We start from the raw sequence: 17144 nt of genomic DNA on the forward strand, positions 1-17144 counted from the left end.
ACTTACCGGAAGCACCCCCGGCTTGTTCACAAAGTTATCCACATTTTTTCTGGACAACCTTGCTGGAAGAGTCCTGCCTGTGGATAACCCACTGAAAGTCACTGACACAGTGCCGCCGATTGGCTAGGCGCGCCTTTTGCGGCGCTTTTTCGAGGCTCCACGTCCCGACACCCGGGAAGTCGGCCGGGCTGCCGATATGGCCCCGTTAAACAAGCTCTGCCCATTTTTTAATCAACAACAATGAAGTACTTTCCAATCAATGGGTTACACCGCTTCTCAGATAGTTTTCCACAACCCGTCCACAAGACTGTCCCGGATGAATGTGGAAAGGGGGAGACTTGGCCGGATTTTTCCCTTTTCGGAGGCGGACAGCTCTCTGGCGGCCCCATCTGGCGCGCTCTGCACATTATTTAAGCATTCCCTCTACCCCTCTTTTAAATCAATGAGTTAGGTGTCCTTTCAGGCTTCTGTCCACAACCGGTCCACAGCACTGTCCTGTTTTAATGTGGATAGCCGACGCCTGAGCGTTGGCCGTTTCCCGGCCGGTCGGAGGACGTCTTCGCCATTCGCTGGCTGCCCATTTTTTAAGCGATATACAATTTTTCCTTTCGAATCAGTAGCTTGACCTCTTTGTCAGCCCACTGTCCACAATTCATCCACAGCACTGTCCCTGTTCCATGTGGACATCCCGCCAGTCGACGCCCCGGGCACCACGGCGCGCGATGCGCTTCCGATACAACACGGTGCTGCGTCTTGCCGCGCCCGGTGCTGCGGGTTAGAGTGGCGCCTGATTTTTTCGAACACAGCCAGCACGCGAACGGTCGCGGCGGCTGGCATGAGAGACAGGCTGTCGAATCGGGGTCCCACGTGTTTTCTATCATTCAAGCGGCCGGCTGGCCGATCTGGCCCTTGTTGCTGGCTTCGGTCATCGCTCTCGCGCTGATCGTCGAACGTTTCCTTAGCCTCAAGCGCAGCAAGGTGCTGCCGCCCAAGCTGTACGACGAAGCCCTGTCGGTGGCACAGCAACGCCGTGCCACGCCGGAGGTGGTCAATACGCTGGAACAGAATTCCCCGCTGGGCCGCGTGCTGGCCGCCGGCCTGCGCCATGTGGTGCTGCAGCCGCATACCTCCCGCGATGCCGCCAAGGAAGTGGTGGAAGAGGCTGGCCGCGCGGTGGCGCACGAACTGGAGCGCTACCTGAACGCCCTCGGCACCATCGCCTCGGTGGCGCCGCTGATGGGCCTGCTGGGCACCGTGATCGGCATGATCGAGATCTTCGGCAGCCAGGGCGGATCTGGCGCCAGCCCCGAGCAACTGGCCCACGGCATCTCGGTGGCACTCTATAACACCGCATTCGGCCTGATCATCGCGATCCCGGCATTGATCTTCTGGCGCTACTTCCGCCGCCGCGTGGACGATTACGTGGCGGAACTGGAGTTCCGCGCCACCGCCTTCCTGGACGCCATCCTGCCGCAGCGCCGCGCCTGACCCGCCATGCAATTCCGATCCCGCCAGCGGCGCGAAGAACCGGAGATCAACCTCATCCCGTTGATCGACGTCCTGCTCGTGATCCTGATCTTCCTGATGATCACGACCACATACTCGCGCTATACCGAGTTGCAGATCCAGTTGCCGACCGCCGACGCCGAAAAGGCGCAACAGCGCCCCGGCGAGATCGTGGTGTCCGTGTCGGCCAAGGGTGTCTATTCGATCAACAAGCAGGTCATGGACCAGCAGGACGTGACCAGCCTGGCCCAGCGCCTGCGCGAGGTTGCCGGCCCGGCCGACGGCCAGCCGCCGGTGCTGATCGTCAATGCCGATGCGCAGGCCACGCACCAGTCCGTGATCAATGTCATGGAAGCCGCCCGCCTGGCCGGACTGCCCCGCCTGACCTTCGCCACGCAAAGCTCGCAGGCGCGCTGAACCGGCCCGACACCCAATATCCGATTCCCGCAAGCCGCGGCTTGCGGGGGGCGCAGCAAGGTGCCCATAATGGCTAGGTAGCATGCCGGTGCTGCCCGCCCGGGGCGCCGGTTCGCAGCGCGCTCGCTTCCCGCCCTTCACAACGCAACACTACCGCCCAGCCCAGCCAACCACGCCCATGTCCGCTCCCCGCCACGCCCTTGCCGACTTCGTGACCGCCCAATGGCAGCGCCGCGGCTGGTTCGCCTGGCTGATGCTGCCGCTGTCGTGGCTGTTCGGCCTGATCAGTGCCTGGCGGCGGCTGGCATATCGGCGCGGCTGGTACCGCTCGACGCGGCTGCCGATGCCGGTGATCGTTGTGGGCAATGTGACGGTGGGCGGTACCGGAAAGACGCCGGCGGTCATCGCGCTGGCTCATGCGCTGGCCGAGGCCGGCCTGCGCCCGGGCGTGGTTTCGCGTGGCTACGGCGTCACGCTCAAGCACCCGCGCCGGGTCAAGCCAACCTCGCAGGCCAAGGACGTGGGCGATGAGCCGCTGCTGATCGCTCGCGCCACCGACGTGCCGGTCTGGGTCTTCCCCGACCGCGCGCTGTGCGCGCAGACCATGCTGGTGTCGCATCCCGGCATCAACGTGCTGCTGCTCGACGATGGCCTGCAGCACTACAAGCTGCAACGCGATTTCGAGATCGTGATGTTCGATACGCGCATGGGCGGCAACGGCCTGCTGCTGCCGGCGGGCCCGCTGCGCTAATCGCTCTCGCGCCGGCGCGACGCCACCCTGATCAATGACCCCGACTTCCGCGCCAGCCCGGACACCCGCGGATCTGGGTCGTCCCCACCACGCCCGTGATCGACGCGGGCCTGATCGACAAAATTCGCCGCGCCGTCGCCGCGCACGCCCAGGCCGCGCCCGCCGCGCAGGGTGCCGCGATCGCCGCCGGCCACACCAAGGAAACGCAAGATGGACAACCGGCTGCTTGAAATCCTGGTCTGCCCGCTGTGCAAGAGCAAGCTGGAACACGACCGCGCCGCCCAGGAACTGATCTGCCAGGTCGATAAACTGGCCTATCCGATCCGCGATGGCATTCCCATCATGCTCGCCGATGAAGCACGCCAGACCGTGCCCGGCAGGCTGGTCTCGCCGGAATAAGCGGGTCGCATCATGTCGCTGCCAGCTTTCACTGTCGTCATCCCCGCCCGCCTGGCCTCGACCCGGCTGCCCAACAAGCCGCTGGCCGATATCGGCGGCAAACCCATGATCGTGCGCGTGGCCGAGCGGGCTCATGCCTCTTCTGCGCAGCGCACGGTAGTCGCCACCGATGCGCCCGAAGTGGCGTCGGCCTGCGCGGCGCACGGCATCGAGGCTGTGCTTACGCGCGCCGACCATCCCTCGGGCACCGACCGCCTGGCCGAAGTGGCCACGCTGCTGGGCCTGGCGGATGACGCCATCGTGGTCAATGTCCAGGGTGACGAACCCTTGATCGAACCGGGCCTGATCGACGAGGTGGCGCTGCACCTGGCGCACCACGCCGATTGCGCCATCGCCACCGCCGCCCATCCGATCGGCGATATCGCCGACGTCTTCAATCCCAACGTGGTGAAGGTGGTGTGCGATGCCGGCGGCCGCGCGCTGTATTTCTCCCGCGCGCCGATCCCCTGGGCCCGCGATGCCTGGGCCGGCGTGCCCGCCGCGGCGGCTGCGACCGCGCAGGTGGCATTGCCCGCCATGCCGGTGCTGCGCCACATCGGCCTTTATGCCTACCGCGCGGGATTCCTGCGGCGCTTCCCAACGCTGGCGCTGTCGCCGGTGGAGCAGACGGAAGCGCTGGAGCAGTTGCGCGCGATGTGGCATGGCGAGCGGATCGGCGTGCTGGAGACGGCGGCCGCGCCTGCGCCGGGCGTCGATACGCAAGCCGACCTGGAACGCGTGCGCGCGCTGTGGGCGCAGGCCATGGCGCAAGAAGGACCTTGAGTGCACTTGGGGTGGCCGCCGGGCACCATGGCCATCCCGCAAGCCACAACATAAGTCATGACAGATGTCACCGCAGCGGCAAGCCGATTTCGCGCCGCCTCATGGCATAATGCTCGGCGATACAGAGCCGTCGGGCGCCCGGGCGCCCGGCCAAGGCTCGGTGGGGAGATGAAGAGTGAGCCCGTTCGGTACCCGCCCGCCGCCAGAGGCAGCGGCTAAAGCGTGCCGACCGTCAACAGACCAGACTCCGATCCGGGGCGCGCCGACCTGATGGCGCGGTAAGCCTCGCGTCAAGTTTCGGCGTTACCCTCCTTCCATTCCCCCTGCCATACCAGATTCAAAACTCTGAGGACCCGTAATGCGTTTGATCCTGTTGGGCGCACCTGGCGCCGGCAAAGGCACGCAAGCCCAGTTCATCTGCGAAAAGTTCGGCATCCCCCAAATCTCCACCGGCGACATGCTGCGCGCCGCGGTGAAGGCCGGCACGCCGCTAGGCGTGGAAGCCAAGAAGGTGATGGATGCGGGTGGACTGGTGTCGGACGACATCATCATCGGCCTGGTCAAGGACCGCCTGCAGGCGGCCGATTGCAAGGACGGCTATCTGTTCGACGGCTTCCCGCGCACCATTCCGCAGGCCGAAGCCATGAAGGAAGCGGGCGTGGCGATCGACTACGTGCTGGAAATCGACGTGCCGTTCGACGCCATCATCGAGCGCATGAGCGGGCGCCGCGCCCACGTGGCGTCGGGCCGTACTTATCACGTCAAGTACAACCCTCCCAAGACCGAAGGCCTGGACGATGTCACCGGCGAACCGCTGATCCAGCGCGACGACGACAAGGAAGAGACCGTCAAGAAGCGCCTCGATGTCTACTCCCAGCAGACCCGTCCGCTGGTGGACTACTACTCCAGGTGGGCCGCCGATGGCGATGCGTCGGCCAAGGTTTMGCCGCCACAGTACCGCAAGATCGCGGGCGTTGGCAGCGTGGAAGACATCACCGCGCGCGTGTTCGACGCACTGAAGTAATCTGCGCGCCGCAAGCGCTGCATGAAACAAAGAAAGCGACCTACGGGTCGCTTTCTTTGTTTCTGGGCAATGAGGGCCGGCCTTTGAGCGCGGATTGACGTTTACGTAAACGTTATGTCACCATCCCGTATCCGCAGCACCAGAAAATCAAAGAACCACACACTCAAGTTCAAGCGAGGAAGACAAGCATGGAAATCCGCGACAACGTATTTATCGTCACTGGTGGCGCCTCAGGGCTCGGCGAGGGCAGCGCCCGCATGCTGGCGGCCGCCGGCGGCAAGGTGGTGATCGCCGACCTAAACGAGGCCGCCGGCACCGCGCTGGCGGCCGAACTGGGCGGACGCTTCGTGCGCTGCGACGTCAGCAGCGAGGCCGACGGGCAAGCCGTCGTGGACGCCGCAACCGCGCTGGGCCGCCTGGCCGGCCTGGTCAATTGCGCCGGCATCGCCACCGCCAACAAGACTGTCGGCAAGAACGGCCCGCATCCGCTGGACGCCTTCGACAAGACCATCCGCGTCAACCTGATCGGCACCTTCAACATGATCCGGCTCGCTGCCGCGGCCATGGTGCGCAACACGCCCGACGCCGAAGGCGAGCGCGGCGTGATCATCAACACCGCCTCGGTGGCGGCGTTCGACGGCCAGATCGGCCAGGCCGCCTACGCCGCCTCCAAGGGCGGCGTGGTCGCCATGACCCTGGCCATTGCCCGCGATCTGTCGCGCGACGGCGTGCGCTGCATGACGATCGCACCGGGCATCTTCGAAACGCCGATGCTGCTGGGCATGCCGCAAGAGGTGCAGGACGCCCTTGGCAAAATGGTGCCGTTCCCGTCGCGTCTCGGCCGCCCGGCAGAGTACGCGAAGATGGTCGCCGCCATCATCGGCAACACCATGCTCAACGGCGAGGTGATCCGGCTCGACGGTGCCATCCGCATGCAGCCGAAGTAAGGCGCGTCAGCTTTCTTCCGCCAGCGCCCGCGCCGGCATCAGCATCACCAGCGTCAACCCCGGCGCGGCTGCCGGCACCAGCGTGAGCTGCTCGAAGTGCAGCAGCCCGCGCCGCGGATGGCGAAAGCCGCGGCGGCCGCCCTGGCGTTCCTCCACGTCCTGCGACAGCCAGTCCGTGCGGAACACCTGGCTCTCGGCAATCAATCCTTCCACCAGCGCCCGCGTCGGCGGGTCTTCGGCATGGCGGATGCTGTGCGCGCGGAATTCCGCCACCAGCCGCGCCGCCCGGTGCGGCCAGTCGTCCACCAGTGCCTGCAAGCCCGGTGACAGGAACATGCTGCGCAGCAGGTTGCGCTCGGCGCTGGCGGGATCGAGCCAGCCGACGAACAGGTCGGCCGCGGCGGCATTCCACGCCAGCGCGTTCCACTGCCGGTCCAGCAGATAGGCCGGTCCGGCGATGGCTTCCACGCTGSCCAGGACCGTGGCCGGGACGTGTTCGTCCTGCGCCTGCATCGGATCGCGCCGTCCGGCCAGCTCGAACAGATAGGCCCGCTCCGCGCGCGTCAGCCGCAGGGCGCTGGCCAGGCTGGCGAGCGCGCGCGCCGACAGCGCCACGGGCCTGCCCTGCTCCAGCCACGTGACCCAAGTAGCGCTGAGGCCCGACAGCTGCGCCAGTTCCTCGCGCCGCAAACCCGGCGTGCGGCGCCGGCGGCCCGGTGCCAGCCCGACTTGTTCCGGGGCCACGCGCTCGCGGTGCGCGCGCAGGAAGCTGCCCAGCACGGCCTCGCGCGTGAGTTCGCGTGCGCTGGCGGCATCGGGTGCGGCGGCGGACTGGCCGGACGATTCGGCTGTTGTGTCGTGATCGATCATGAGCGTGAGCGGACTGGGCGGAACGGGCAGGTAGCACCCCGCCAGGATGGAAACTGGTGCGTTTTATACCAGGATAAAAGCCTGACTTGTACCGGGAGAACAGCCTGCTACAGTACGTCGAACCCGTTAAGCGGGCAAGCACCGAATCCCTGCAAATCCCTTCACTAGAATTCACCAGCGGCCATCGCCGCCAGGAGAGCCTCATGCAACAACAAGAACTCGTTGCCGCCCAGTTCGGCGCCACCGCCAGCGCCTACCTCACCAGCGCGGTCCACGCCCAGGGCGCCGACCTGCAACAGCTTGCGCAGGAGCTGGCAAGCCTGCCGGCGGCGCGGGTGCTGGATCTGGGTTGCGGGGCCGGCCATGCGAGCTTCACGGCGGCGGGTGTTGCAGCCGAAGTGACGGCTTACGATCTGTCAGCCGAAATGCTGGCGGTGGTGGAAGGGGCAGCCCGCGACAAGGGCCTGGCCAATATCCGCACCCGCCAGGGCACGGCGGAATCGCTGCCCTTCGGCGATGCCAGCTTCGATGCGGTGATCTCGCGCATGAGCGCCCACCACTGGCGCAACGTGCCGGCAGCGCTGGCGGAGATGCATCGCGTGCTGAAGCCGGGCGGCAAGATCGTGCTGATCGACATTGCCGGCTCGGAAGACCCGCTGCTCGACACCTGGCTGCAATCGGTGGAACTGCTGCGCGATCCTTCCCATATCCGCGACTACACYGGGCCCGCCTGGCAAGCCATGCTGGAGGCCGCAGGCTTCAGCGCCAGCGTGTCCCCGGTCTGGCGCATCGAGCTTGAGTTCGCCACCTGGGTGCAGCGCATGCGCACGCCGTCCGTGGCGGTGGCCGCGATCCAGCATCTGTGGCAACTGGCGCCGGCGGAAGTACGTGACCACTACCTGGTCAAGCAGGATGGCAGCTTTGCGCTGGAAGCGGTGATGCTGACGGCCTCGCGCAGCTAAGCCTGCCGGCCGCCGATGGCTACGGCATGGCTGGCTCGGCCGGCAGCGGCAGGCTCCGCACCATCTGCCAGACGGCCGCCGCCGATGGCGACAGGGAGCGGTCTTCCCGGCACACCATGACGATGCGGCGTTCCTCGCGCGGCGTCAGCGGCCGCCAGACCAGCGGCGACGCGGCGGGCAGCGGGAGCGAGAACGAGGGCAGCACCGAGGCGCCGATGCCGGCCTCGACCATGCCGAACACGCTGGCCGAATGCCCCAGTTCCTGCACCACGTTGGGCGATATGCCGTGACTGGCGAAGATCCGGTCGATCAGGGGCCGGCTGCCCGAGGCGAAATCGAGCAGCACCAGCGGCATGCCATCGAGCGCCGACCACGGCACGGAATCGGCGTCCGCCAACGGGTGATCGCGCCGGCACACAAAGCAGAACGGATCGGTGGCCAGCGGCGCGATGGTCAGCCCTTCGGGCGCCTGCGGATCGATCAACACGCCGAAATCCACCGCCCCCGCCCGGATCTGCTCCAGGCCGTCGGCCTGCACGTTATCGCGAATGCTGAGGCGGATATCCGGATACTGGCGCGCGCAGGCCGATACATAGAGCGGCATCAGGCGGGCCGAAATCGTGGGCGCACTGGCAATCACGACGCGACCGCGATAGCGCTCGCCAAGTTGCCGCGTTTCTTCCAGCGTGTCGTCCAGCTGGCCAAGCAGGCGTTCGATCGCGGGCGCCAGCGCCTGCCCCGCATCGGTCACCACCACCTCCCGCGTGGTGCGGTCGAGCAACCGTACCCCAAGTGCTTCCTCAAGCTCCGCCACGCCGCGGCTGACCGCGGGCTGGGTCAGGCCGACGGCATCCGCGGCACGGCTGAAACTGCCATGCCCGACCACGGCAAGAAAGACGCGCAACTGGCGCAGGGTGTAATTCATGCGTCTATGAGATGAATGGATACGATAAATGAATTTGCATTCTAGGCTTCGCTAGCGTCCAATACTAGGCGAAACCCTAATCCAACCTTGCAGTCATGTCCGCCATCCTCTCACCCTTCAAGAAAATCTACGACCTGATCGACGGATTCGTATTGATCATGCTCACCGCCATCGGCATCGCGCTGCTGGCACCGGAACTCGGCACCGGCGACGGCCCGCTGCACCTTGGCATGGTGACCAACCTGGGCGTGGCCCTGGTCTTCTTCCTGCACGGCGCCGCCCTCTCGCGCGACAAGCTGGTGGCGGGCGCGCGCCACTGGCGCCTGCATGCCTTCGTGCAGAGCTTCACCTATATCGTCTTCCCGGTGGTCGGGCTGGCGCTGATGTTCGGCCTGCGCAACGCACTGCCCGCCGAACTGCTGCTGGGCGTGTTCTACCTGTGCGCGCTGCCGTCGACTGTTTCCTCCTCGGTGGCGATGACCTCGATGGCGCGCGGCAACGTGCCTGGTGCAATCTTCAATGCCACCATCTCCGGCCTGATCGGCATGGCCGTCACGCCACTGCTGATGGGCCTGGTGATCAGCGCCAGCGGTGCCTCGATGCCGCTGGGCAAGGCGCTGACCGGCGTGGCGCTGCAACTGCTGCTGCCGTTCGCGCTGGGCCAGCTGGCCCGCCCGCTGATCGGCAGCTGGCTTGCCAAGAAGAAGCAGATCACCAGCAAGATCGACCGCGGCGTGATCGTGCTGATCGTCTATTCCTCGTTCTGCGACGCCACGGCCGCCGGCCTGTGGCACAAATACAGCTGGGAAACCATCGGTGCCGTGATGGCGCTCGCCGCCGTGCTGCTGGTGGTGATCCTGGCCACCACCACCTTCACCGCACGCCGCCTCGGATTCTCGGTGGAAGACGAGATCACCGCGGTGTTCTGCGGCTCCAAGAAGAGCCTGGCCAACGGCATCCCGATGGCCAAGATCCTGTTCGCCGGCCACCCGGCGCTGGGCCTGCTGGTGCTGCCGCTGATGGTCTATCACCAGTTGCAGCTGATCGTATGCTCGGTGATCGCCTCGCGCTACGCCAGCCGCGACGCGCTGCCCGAAGGCGCTGCCGCCCGCGCCTGAGTTTCACCGCGTAGCATGGCAAACGGCCGGCATGATTGCCGGCCGTTTTGTTTCTTGCCCCGCCCTTTACCCATTACACCGACGGATTCTTCGACAGCGGCGGATTGCGCGCGAAATAATTGCGGATGCCGCGCAGGATGGCATTGGCCAGTTGCTCCTGATGACTCTCGTCGTTGAGCTTGCGCTCTTCCTCCGGATTGCTGATGAACGCCGTCTCGACCAGGATCGAGGGAATATCCGGCGCCTTCAGCACGGCAAAGCCCGCCTGCTCCACGCTGCCCTTGTGCAGCCGGTTGATGCCGCCGATCTCCGCCAGCACGGCCTTGCCCACCTGCAGGCTGTCGTTGATCTGCGCGGTGGTGGACAGGTCCAGCAGCACGCGCGCCACCTGGGCATCCTTGTTGCCCATGTTGGCGCCGCCGATCAGGTCGGAGGCGTTTTCCTTGTTGGCCATCCAGCGCGCGGCGCTGCTCGATGCGCCGCGCTCGGACAGCGCGAACACCGAGGCGCCCTTGGCTTCCGGCGACAGGAACGCATCGGCATGGATCGACACGAACAGGTCGGCCTGCACCCGGCGCGCCTTCTGCACGCGCACATTGAGCGGCACGAAGAAGTCCGCGTCGCGCGTCATCATGGCGCGCATATTGGGCTGCGCATCGATCTTGGCGCGCAGGCGGTGCGCGATCTGCAGCACCACGTCTTTCTCGCGCGAGCCGGACGCGCCGGTGGCGCCGGGATCCTCGCCGCCATGGCCGGGATCGATCGCCACCGTCAGCAGGCGGCGCATCTTGAAGGGGCGGTCCGCCGGCGGGTTGTTGGCCGGCAGGGACGGAGGCGGATTGTTCTGCGCCAGCGGCGGGATGGATGGCGCAACCGACGGTGCCGGCGGCTTGGGCCGGGTGGCGGCCATCGGCGGCAAGGCGGGCACCGGGTTGCCGCCCTTGTCGTCGAACTTGCGCACCAGCGCGCCGATAACGTCCTCCTCGCTAGTGGCGGGCGCGCCGGACACGCCGTCCGCGCCGGCCGGCGGCTGCGTGGCGGCAAAGCGGCGCTGCTTGTCCTCGGTATCGCGCACCAGCTTCCACAGGGGGTCGGGCGGGTTGACCGGATACAGGTCGAACACGAGGCGGTTGCGGTAGCTGCCGATCGGCGCCAGCGTAAACACCTGCGGCGAGACGTCTTCCTTCAGGTCGAATACCAGCCGCACCACGCGCGGGCGGTTCTGTCCCACGCGCACGGTCTGGATATAGGGGTCGTTGGAGGTGATCTTGGCCACCAGCTCGCGCAGGGTCGGCGACAAATCCAGGCCATCGATGTCCACCACCAGGCGGTCGGGGCCGTGGACCATCTGGTGGACGGCGGCCAGCGGCGCATCGGATTCGATGGTGACGCGGGTGTATTCCTCGGCGGGCCAGACCCGCACCGCGACAATGCCGGCGCCAAAGGCGATCTGTGGTCCGGCCAGTGTCAGCACCACGGTGCCGGCACTCGCCTTGAGGCACTGCGCCAGCCATTTACGGCGGGCCAGCTGGATATCGTCGGGGCGGTCGGTGGCGATTCGCTTGATCAGCATGCGCAAAGCAGGGTAAGTCCAGTCTGAGTATAGGCACTAAGCGTAACGATACGGCGTTCGGCCGCGTCGTCGGCGTCGCTTGTGTCCGATTGGAGCAACAGGTGCAGGTCCGGTTCCCCAAGCAGGCGGCCGGCCTTCTCCGGCCATTCCACCAGGTTAACGGCCGGTTCGGCAAAACAATCGCGAAAACCGGCATCGGCCCATTCCTCCGGATCGGCGAAACGGTACAGGTCGAAGTGATAGGCGGTCAGCGGCGAGCCATCCGCGCGCGTGACCGAGTAGGGCTCGCACAGCGTGTAGGTAGGGCTGCGCACCTTGCCGGCATGGCCGAGCGCGCGCAGGATGGCGCGCGACAGCGTGGTCTTGCCGGCGCCGAGGTCGCCCGAGAGCTGCAGGTGCACGGTCTGCGGCGGCAGCTTGCGCACGGCATCGGCCAGCGCCGCGCCCAGCCGGGCGGTGGCCGCTTCGTCGGGCAGGTTGAGTGTGCGTTGTTGGAGCAGGGGCATTGCGTACAATTCGGGAATGATCGACCGAGCAACCCTGGCGCCAGCCGCCTCGCCCCCTCCTGCCAGCGACTCCGACCCTAGGGGCGAGCCTGGCACCGGGCCGTCCCTTGCACGTCCGGGCACGGACGCCGCGGGGCTGGCGGACCTGGCGCGCTCGATCCGGACCTGGGGCGCGGAGCTTGGCTTCGACGCGGTCAGCATCGCCGAAGTGGATCTCAGCCGGGCTGAGGCAGGATTGATGGCGTGGCTGGCGCAGGGCTACCACGGCGACATGGATTATATGGCGAACCACGGCCTGCGGCGCGCCCGGCCCGCCGAACTGGTGCCCGGCACGGTACGTGCCATCGTGGCGCGCATGCCTTATCTGCCGGCCGCGGGCCCCGACGACTGGCGCGCACACGAACTCGCCCGGCTCGATGACCCCGCCACCGCCGTGATCTCGCTCTATGCGCGGGGCCGCGACTATCACAAGGTGCTGCGCAACCGCCTGCAGCAGCTCGCCAGCCGCATCGAGGCCGCCATCGGACCGTTCGGCTATCGCGTGTTCACCGATTCGGCGCCGGTCATGGAGGTGGCGCTGGCCGCCCAGGGCGGGCTGGGCTGGCGCGGCAAGCACACGCTGCTGCTCGACCGCGAAGGCGGCTCGATGTTCTTCCTCGGCGAGATCCTGGTCGATGTGCCCTTCCCGGCCGACGCGCCGGAGCCTGGCCACTGCGGCAATTGCCGCCGCTGCATCGATATCTGCCCGACCCAGGCCATCCTGGAGCCTTACCGGATCGACGCGCGCCGCTGCATCTCCTACCTGACCATCGAGCACAAGGGCGCCATCCCCGAGACGCTGCGCGCGCCGATGGGCAACCGCGTGTATGGCTGCGACGACTGCCAGCTGGCCTGCCCCTGGAACAAGTTCGCCCACCGCGCCACGCTGCCCGACTTTGACGTGCGCAATGGCTTCGACGCGCCCGACATGGCCGAGCTGTTCGGCTGGACCGAGGCGGAATTCARCCAGCGGCTGGAAGGCAGCCCGATCCGCCGCATCGGCCACGAACGCTGGCTGCGCAACCTGGCGGTGGGGCTGGGCAACAGCCTGCGCGCGGCAAGTGCCAGCGGCGACGCGGCGCTGGCCGCCCGCATACGCGCCGCGCTGGCGGCGCGCCAGCCCGAGGCCAGCCCGCTGGTGCGCGAGCATATCGACTGGGCGCTGGCGCAGGATCGCGCCGCCGAGGCCCGCGCTAGCTGACCAGGGACAGCCAGAACGGCGTGGTCACGATGGCCAGCACGGTCATGACGGAAATCGTCGCCGCCACCATCGGCCCGTTGCCGCCCATGCGCACGGCCAGGATATAAGCGCTCGACGCGGTCGGCAGCGAGGCGAATAGCACCACGATCTGCGACTGCAACCCGGTCAGCGGCAACATCCGCCCCACCGCCCATGCAAAGCAAGGCATGGCCAGCAGMTTGACTCCGCTCCACCACGCCACCGGCCCCATCGCGCCCGTGGCGCCGCTCATTTGCAGGCCGGCCCCTACCGTCATCAGCCCCAGCGCGGTCGATGCGGAGCCGAGCCGGTTCAGCGTCATTGCCACCACGTCCGGCGGGTGCAGGCCGATCAGGTTGGTCAGCAGGCCGCCAGCGGTGGCCAGGATCAGCGGGTTGCGCGCCAGTTCGCGCCACAGCCGGGTTTCGCCATGGCGGGCCAGCGCCCAGACCGCGGCCACATTGCACAGCGGCACCGTGCAGCCCACGATCACCGCCATCATGGCCAGCCCCTCGCTGCCGCCCAGGCGCGCGGCTAACGCCAGCCCGATATACGAATTGAAGCGGAATGCGGTCTGCAGCCCGGAGGCGAAATCCAGCGGTTCGGGGCGCAGCACCCATTTGACGGCATAGCCGCCCACCATGCCGAATGCCGTGGTCAGCAGCGCCAGGCCGAGCATGGCGGAGGTGGAGGAGAAATCGAACTTGGCGCTGTTGGTGGACTGCAGCAGCAGCGCGGGGAACAGCACGAAGTACACCAGGCGCTCCACGCCCGACCAGAAGGCCCGATCGAACGCGGTGTAGCGCACCAGCAGCCAGCCTATCAGGATCAGGCTGAAATCAGGCACCAGCAGGAGAGCAGAAGACATCGTCTCGTTTTATTTATTGTGATGGCCGCCGCGTCACGCCAAGTGCAGACTAGGGCAGATACCAATTGGTATTGTTTCAGAAATCGACGAATATGGCACGTTCCGTCGTACCGTCCAGCTTCCATGTTTTCCCGTCGTACCCCGTCCGCGCGTGCATCGCTGCGCCGCCGCGCCAGCCAGCTGGCGCTCACCCTCTGCGTGGGCTCGGCCCTGGCCATGCCGCCGGGGCACGCGCGCGCCAACGTTGTCGAGGGGATGCGCATCGACGATGCGATCCGGGTCGGCGGCAAGGAACTGCAGCTCAATGGCACCGGGCTGCGCTCGGCGTTCATTCTCAAGGGCTATGTGGCCGCGCTTTACCTGCCGGAAAAGGCGCGCAACGCCACCGTGGTGCTGGGCGGCCACGGTCCCAAGCGCCTGCAGATCCGGCCGCTGCGCGAAGTCGCACCCGATACCTTTATCAAGGCGCTGAACGACGGGCTTCGCGAAAACCACAGCGAGATCCAGCTGCAGCGGCTATCCGACCGCATGCTCCAGCTCAGGCAGACCATGGAGCAGATGGGCACGGCCCGCAAGGGCGACGTGATCAATTTCGACTTCTCGCCCGATGGCGGCACCATGGTCGCCATCAACGGCACGCCGCGCGGCAAGCCGATCCCGGGCGAGGATTTCTACCAGGCGGTGCTGCGCGTTTTCCTTGGCGACCATCCGGTCGACCGGGAACTCAAGCGCGGACTCCTGGGCGGTTGACCGCCAAAGGCGGCCCTAAGCCCGCCCGCCAGAACTCACGCCGCCGGCCTCGCCGCTCCGCCACCGCGGATGCCTGGCCGGCGTTCTTTACCTAGGGCGGGATATCCCCGCCCGGTCTTTTGACGGGAGACACGATCTCATGCAATCCAGCAAAATCGCACTGGCCCTGGGCCTGGCAGCCGCCGCCACCCTGGCGCAGGCACAAAGCTTCCCGAGCAAGCCGATCCGGCTGATTATCCCGTTCGCGCCCGGCGGCACCACGGATATCGTGGGCCGTGGCGCGGCCGACCAGATGAGCCGCATCCTGGGCCAGCCCGTGGTGGTGGAAAACCGCGCCGGCGGCGGCGGCTCGATYGGCGCCGACGCCATCGCCAAGGCCGCGCCCGACGGCTACACCATCGGCATCTCCACTGTGTCCACCATGGCGGTCAACCCGGCTTGCAATCCCAAGCTGTCGTATGACCCGATCAAGGACTTCAAGCCCATCACCAACCTGGCCAACGTAGCCAACGTGATCGCGGTCAACCCGAATTTCCCGGCCAAGGACTACAAGGAGTTCCTGGCTGCGCTGAAGGCCAATCCGGGCAAGTATTCGTACGCCACATCCGGCACCTGCGCCTTCGGCCACATGCTGGGCGAGCAGTTCAAGGTCTCGACCAAGACCTTCATGGTCCATATCCCCTACCGCGGCGCGGGCCCGGCACTGAACGACGTGCTGGCCGGCCAGGTACCCATCATGGTCGACAACCTGCCCTCCTCGATGCCCTACATCAAGGCCGGCAAGCTGCGCCCGATCGTGGTGGCATGGAACAAGCGGATCGACGCGCTGCCGAACGTGCCGACCTTCGGCGAACTGGGCCTGAAGGAGCCGAACGACCCGGCCTGGTACGGGCTGGTGGCCCCGGCCGGCACGCCTGACGACGTCATCAAGAAGCTCAATGAAGCCGCCGTCAAGGCACTGCAGGACAAGGACTTCCAGCAGCGCCTGCGCGCCGCCGGCGCCGAACCCTCGGGCAACACCCCGGCGGAGCACGCGGCCGAGATCAAGAAGGAATTCGAAAAGATGAAACACCTGGTCAAGGTGCAGAACATCAAGCTGGAGCAGTGATACCGCGCCTGCCTGCATGAACGCCAGGCTTCAGCGCATCGTTGGCCCCCGATACGGGGGCCTTTTTATTTGGCGGGCATTTGCGCCCCGGTGCCGCTTATTCGAGCGTGACGTTGGCGGACTTGATCACCCCCGCCCACATCTTGCGGTCCTGCGCCAGGAAGCTGGCGAAGTGCTCAGGCGTATCGCCCACCGGTTCGGAGCCGAACTCCGCCAGTTTCTTCTTCACCTCCGGCCGCGCCAGCGCTTTCACCAGTTCCCTGTTGAAGCGCTCCACAACCGGCTTTGGCAGGTCCCTGGGGCCGAAAATGCCCTGCCAGGTGGGCATGTCGAAGCCCTTGAGGCCGCTTTCCGCCAGCGTCGGCACGCCGGGCAGCAACGCGGAGCGCGTGCTGCCGGTGACGGCCAGCGCCTTGACCTTGCCAGCCTGGACCAGGCTGGCTGCCGTGGTGATATTGTCCACGGTCATGGCGATATGCCCGCCCATCAGGTCGGTGATGACCGGGGTGGCGCCCTTGTACGGCGCATGGACCATGTCGATCCCGAGCCGGTGCAGCATGGTCTCGGCGATCAGGTGATTGGAGGTGCCGACGCCCGACGTGCCGAAGGTGGCCGACGGGGTCCGCTTCACGTAGGCGACGAAGTCGGCCATGTTCCGCACCGGCAAGGTGGGGGCGACGATCACCACATTGGGTTGCGTGGCGAGCATCACGATGGGCGTGAAATCCTCCACCTTGTAGGGCGTTCCCTTGGGATTGAGCAGATGGCTCACGGCCATCGCGCCGGCGGCACCCATGCCGATGGTGTAGCCATCCGCCGGGGACTTCGCAACCTTGTCGGCGGCGATATTGCCACCGGCGCCGGGCACGTTCTCCACCACCACGGGAACCCCCAGGCTGTCCGACAGCGGCGCCTGCACCAGCCGCGCCAGCAGGTCCGCCGAGCCGCCCGGCGCAAAACCGACCAGCAGCCGTACCGGCCTTGCTGGCTTCCACTCCTGCGCCTGCGCAACCGATACCGTCGATACCGCGGCCATGCCTACGCCCACCATCAGCAAGCCGCGTAGCAGCGGCCGCATGCGTTTCACCAGCTTTTCCATCTTGAGTCGCGCTCCAGCTATGTCATGGGCAATGGGTAACAGGTCTGCCGGGTTGCCCGCACCCCGGTTAGTCGGCTTATGCCCGCGCGGCATCAGTGCGATCGAGCACCTGCGCCAGCACGGTGGCCACCATGCGGTTCGACAGCAATACCGGTGCCTGCGCATGCCGCGCCACCTCAAGGCGCATCGCCTCGGTGAAGCCCATGCAATGCATGACGATCAGGTCGCAGCCGCGCAGGGC

General features: G+C 66.7%; 19 protein-coding genes and 1 pseudogene. 13 read left to right on the plus strand and 7 right to left on the minus strand.

The window, feature by feature from the left end:
• The first annotated feature begins 867 nt into the window (after nt 1-867).
• The 8 genes and pseudogenes from AC1DKD_RS23095 (at nt 868) to AC1DKD_RS23130 (ending at nt 5866) form a co-directional block, all read left to right on the plus strand.
• On the plus strand, nt 868-1488 hold the full coding sequence (locus AC1DKD_RS23095) for a MotA/TolQ/ExbB proton channel family protein (RefSeq protein WP_035860831.1): 621 nt from the start codon (nt 868-870) through the stop codon (nt 1486-1488).
• Between the two features lie 6 nt (nt 1489-1494).
• The gene (locus tag AC1DKD_RS23100) at nt 1495-1923 is read left to right on the plus strand and encodes an ExbD/TolR family protein (RefSeq protein WP_035860827.1); all 429 of its coding nucleotides are present in this window, start codon (nt 1495-1497) and stop codon (nt 1921-1923) included.
• 178 nt (nt 1924-2101) lie between these two features.
• Nucleotides 2102-2737 (plus strand): annotated as a pseudogene (gene lpxK / locus AC1DKD_RS23105) (tetraacyldisaccharide 4'-kinase); the annotation flags it as partial.
• Between the two features lie 32 nt (nt 2738-2769).
• On the plus strand, nt 2770-2904 hold the full coding sequence (locus AC1DKD_RS23110; protein ID WP_477143751.1) for a hypothetical protein: 135 nt from the start codon (nt 2770-2772) through the stop codon (nt 2902-2904).
• Complete coding sequence (locus tag AC1DKD_RS23115) at nt 2885-3073, plus strand: Trm112 family protein (RefSeq protein WP_043344047.1); 189 nt, start codon at nt 2885-2887, stop codon at nt 3071-3073. Before AC1DKD_RS23110 ends, AC1DKD_RS23115 begins: the two co-directional genes overlap by 20 nt.
• Nucleotides 3074-3085: 12 nt before the next feature.
• On the plus strand, nt 3086-3895 hold the full coding sequence (gene kdsB / locus AC1DKD_RS23120; protein ID WP_035860822.1) for a 3-deoxy-manno-octulosonate cytidylyltransferase: 810 nt from the start codon (nt 3086-3088) through the stop codon (nt 3893-3895).
• Nucleotides 3896-4253: 358 nt separating this feature from the next.
• On the plus strand, nt 4254-4919 hold the full coding sequence (gene adk / locus AC1DKD_RS23125; RefSeq protein WP_477143752.1) for an adenylate kinase: 666 nt from the start codon (nt 4254-4256) through the stop codon (nt 4917-4919).
• 188 nt (nt 4920-5107) lie between these two features.
• Nucleotides 5108-5866 (plus strand): 3-hydroxyacyl-CoA dehydrogenase, encoded by a 759-nt coding sequence (locus AC1DKD_RS23130; RefSeq protein WP_441635092.1) that lies wholly within the window; start codon nt 5108-5110, stop codon nt 5864-5866.
• Nucleotides 5867-5872: 6 nt separating this feature from the next.
• Here the strand turns inward: AC1DKD_RS23130 and AC1DKD_RS23135 are convergent, their stop codons facing one another.
• Entirely contained in the window at nt 5873-6736 is an 864-nt protein-coding gene (locus AC1DKD_RS23135; RefSeq protein WP_477143753.1) for an MmyB family transcriptional regulator, read from the minus strand.
• 203 nt (nt 6737-6939) lie between these two features.
• Between AC1DKD_RS23135 and AC1DKD_RS23140 the strand changes: the two genes are divergently transcribed.
• A complete protein-coding gene (locus AC1DKD_RS23140) occupies nt 6940-7698 on the plus strand; it encodes a class I SAM-dependent methyltransferase (protein ID WP_441637400.1) in 759 nt (252 codons plus the stop codon).
• A gap of 19 nt (nt 7699-7717) precedes the next feature.
• Here AC1DKD_RS23140 and AC1DKD_RS23145 read toward each other — a convergent pair whose 3' ends face one another.
• Nucleotides 7718-8623, minus strand: a complete 906-nt coding sequence (locus AC1DKD_RS23145) for a LysR family transcriptional regulator (protein ID WP_035860810.1) — start codon at nt 8621-8623, stop codon at nt 7718-7720.
• 95 nt (nt 8624-8718) lie between these two features.
• On the opposite strand from AC1DKD_RS23145, the gene AC1DKD_RS23150 reads away from it, so the two are divergent.
• Nucleotides 8719-9741: a bile acid:sodium symporter family protein gene (locus tag AC1DKD_RS23150; protein WP_035860807.1), complete on the plus strand. Its 1023-nt coding sequence runs from the start codon at nt 8719-8721 to the stop codon at nt 9739-9741.
• Nucleotides 9742-9814: 73 nt separating this feature from the next.
• Here the strand turns inward: AC1DKD_RS23150 and AC1DKD_RS23155 are convergent, their stop codons facing one another.
• Nucleotides 9815-11314, minus strand: coding sequence for an N-acetylmuramoyl-L-alanine amidase (locus AC1DKD_RS23155; protein WP_441637403.1), 1500 nt, complete (start codon nt 11312-11314; stop codon nt 9815-9817).
• Nucleotides 11308-11820 (minus strand): tRNA (adenosine(37)-N6)-threonylcarbamoyltransferase complex ATPase subunit type 1 TsaE, encoded by a 513-nt coding sequence (gene tsaE / locus AC1DKD_RS23160; protein WP_441637405.1) that lies wholly within the window; start codon nt 11818-11820, stop codon nt 11308-11310. Before tsaE ends, AC1DKD_RS23155 begins: the two co-directional genes overlap by 7 nt.
• 16 nt (nt 11821-11836) lie before the next feature.
• Here tsaE and queG point away from each other — a divergent pair, with 16 nt between their 5' ends.
• Nucleotides 11837-13060, plus strand: a complete 1224-nt coding sequence (gene queG, locus AC1DKD_RS23165) for a tRNA epoxyqueuosine(34) reductase QueG (protein WP_477143754.1) — start codon at nt 11837-11839, stop codon at nt 13058-13060.
• Here queG and AC1DKD_RS23170 read toward each other — a convergent pair.
• Nucleotides 13053-13946 (minus strand): AEC family transporter, encoded by an 894-nt coding sequence (locus tag AC1DKD_RS23170; protein ID WP_477143755.1) that lies wholly within the window; start codon nt 13944-13946, stop codon nt 13053-13055. The two genes, queG and AC1DKD_RS23170, sit on opposite strands and share 8 nt — an antisense overlap.
• Nucleotides 13947-14069: 123 nt before the next feature.
• Here AC1DKD_RS23170 and AC1DKD_RS23175 point away from each other — a divergent pair, with 123 nt between their 5' ends.
• Together AC1DKD_RS23175 and AC1DKD_RS23180 are read left to right on the plus strand one after the other, a co-directional pair.
• Nucleotides 14070-14696 carry a chalcone isomerase family protein gene (locus AC1DKD_RS23175; protein ID WP_441635251.1) on the plus strand — a complete coding sequence of 209 codons (627 nt, stop codon included), beginning with the start codon at nt 14070-14072 and terminating at the stop codon, nt 14694-14696.
• 139 nt (nt 14697-14835) lie between these two features.
• A complete protein-coding gene (locus AC1DKD_RS23180) occupies nt 14836-15804 on the plus strand; it encodes a tripartite tricarboxylate transporter substrate binding protein BugE (RefSeq protein WP_477103373.1) in 969 nt (322 codons plus the stop codon).
• A 97-nt stretch (nt 15805-15901) separates the two neighbouring features.
• Here the strand turns inward: AC1DKD_RS23180 and AC1DKD_RS23185 are convergent, their stop codons facing one another.
• Both AC1DKD_RS23185 and AC1DKD_RS23190 read right to left on the minus strand, forming a co-directional pair.
• On the minus strand, nt 15902-16903 hold the full coding sequence (locus AC1DKD_RS23185; protein ID WP_441635255.1) for a Bug family tripartite tricarboxylate transporter substrate binding protein: 1002 nt from the start codon (nt 16901-16903) through the stop codon (nt 15902-15904).
• Between the two features lie 76 nt (nt 16904-16979).
• Nucleotides 16980-17144 (minus strand): AroM family protein (locus tag AC1DKD_RS23190; protein ID WP_477143756.1); only part of this gene is annotated, 165 nt, incomplete at its 5' end.

The sequence above is a fragment of the Cupriavidus sp. 05T313 genome (assembly GCF_056396665.1).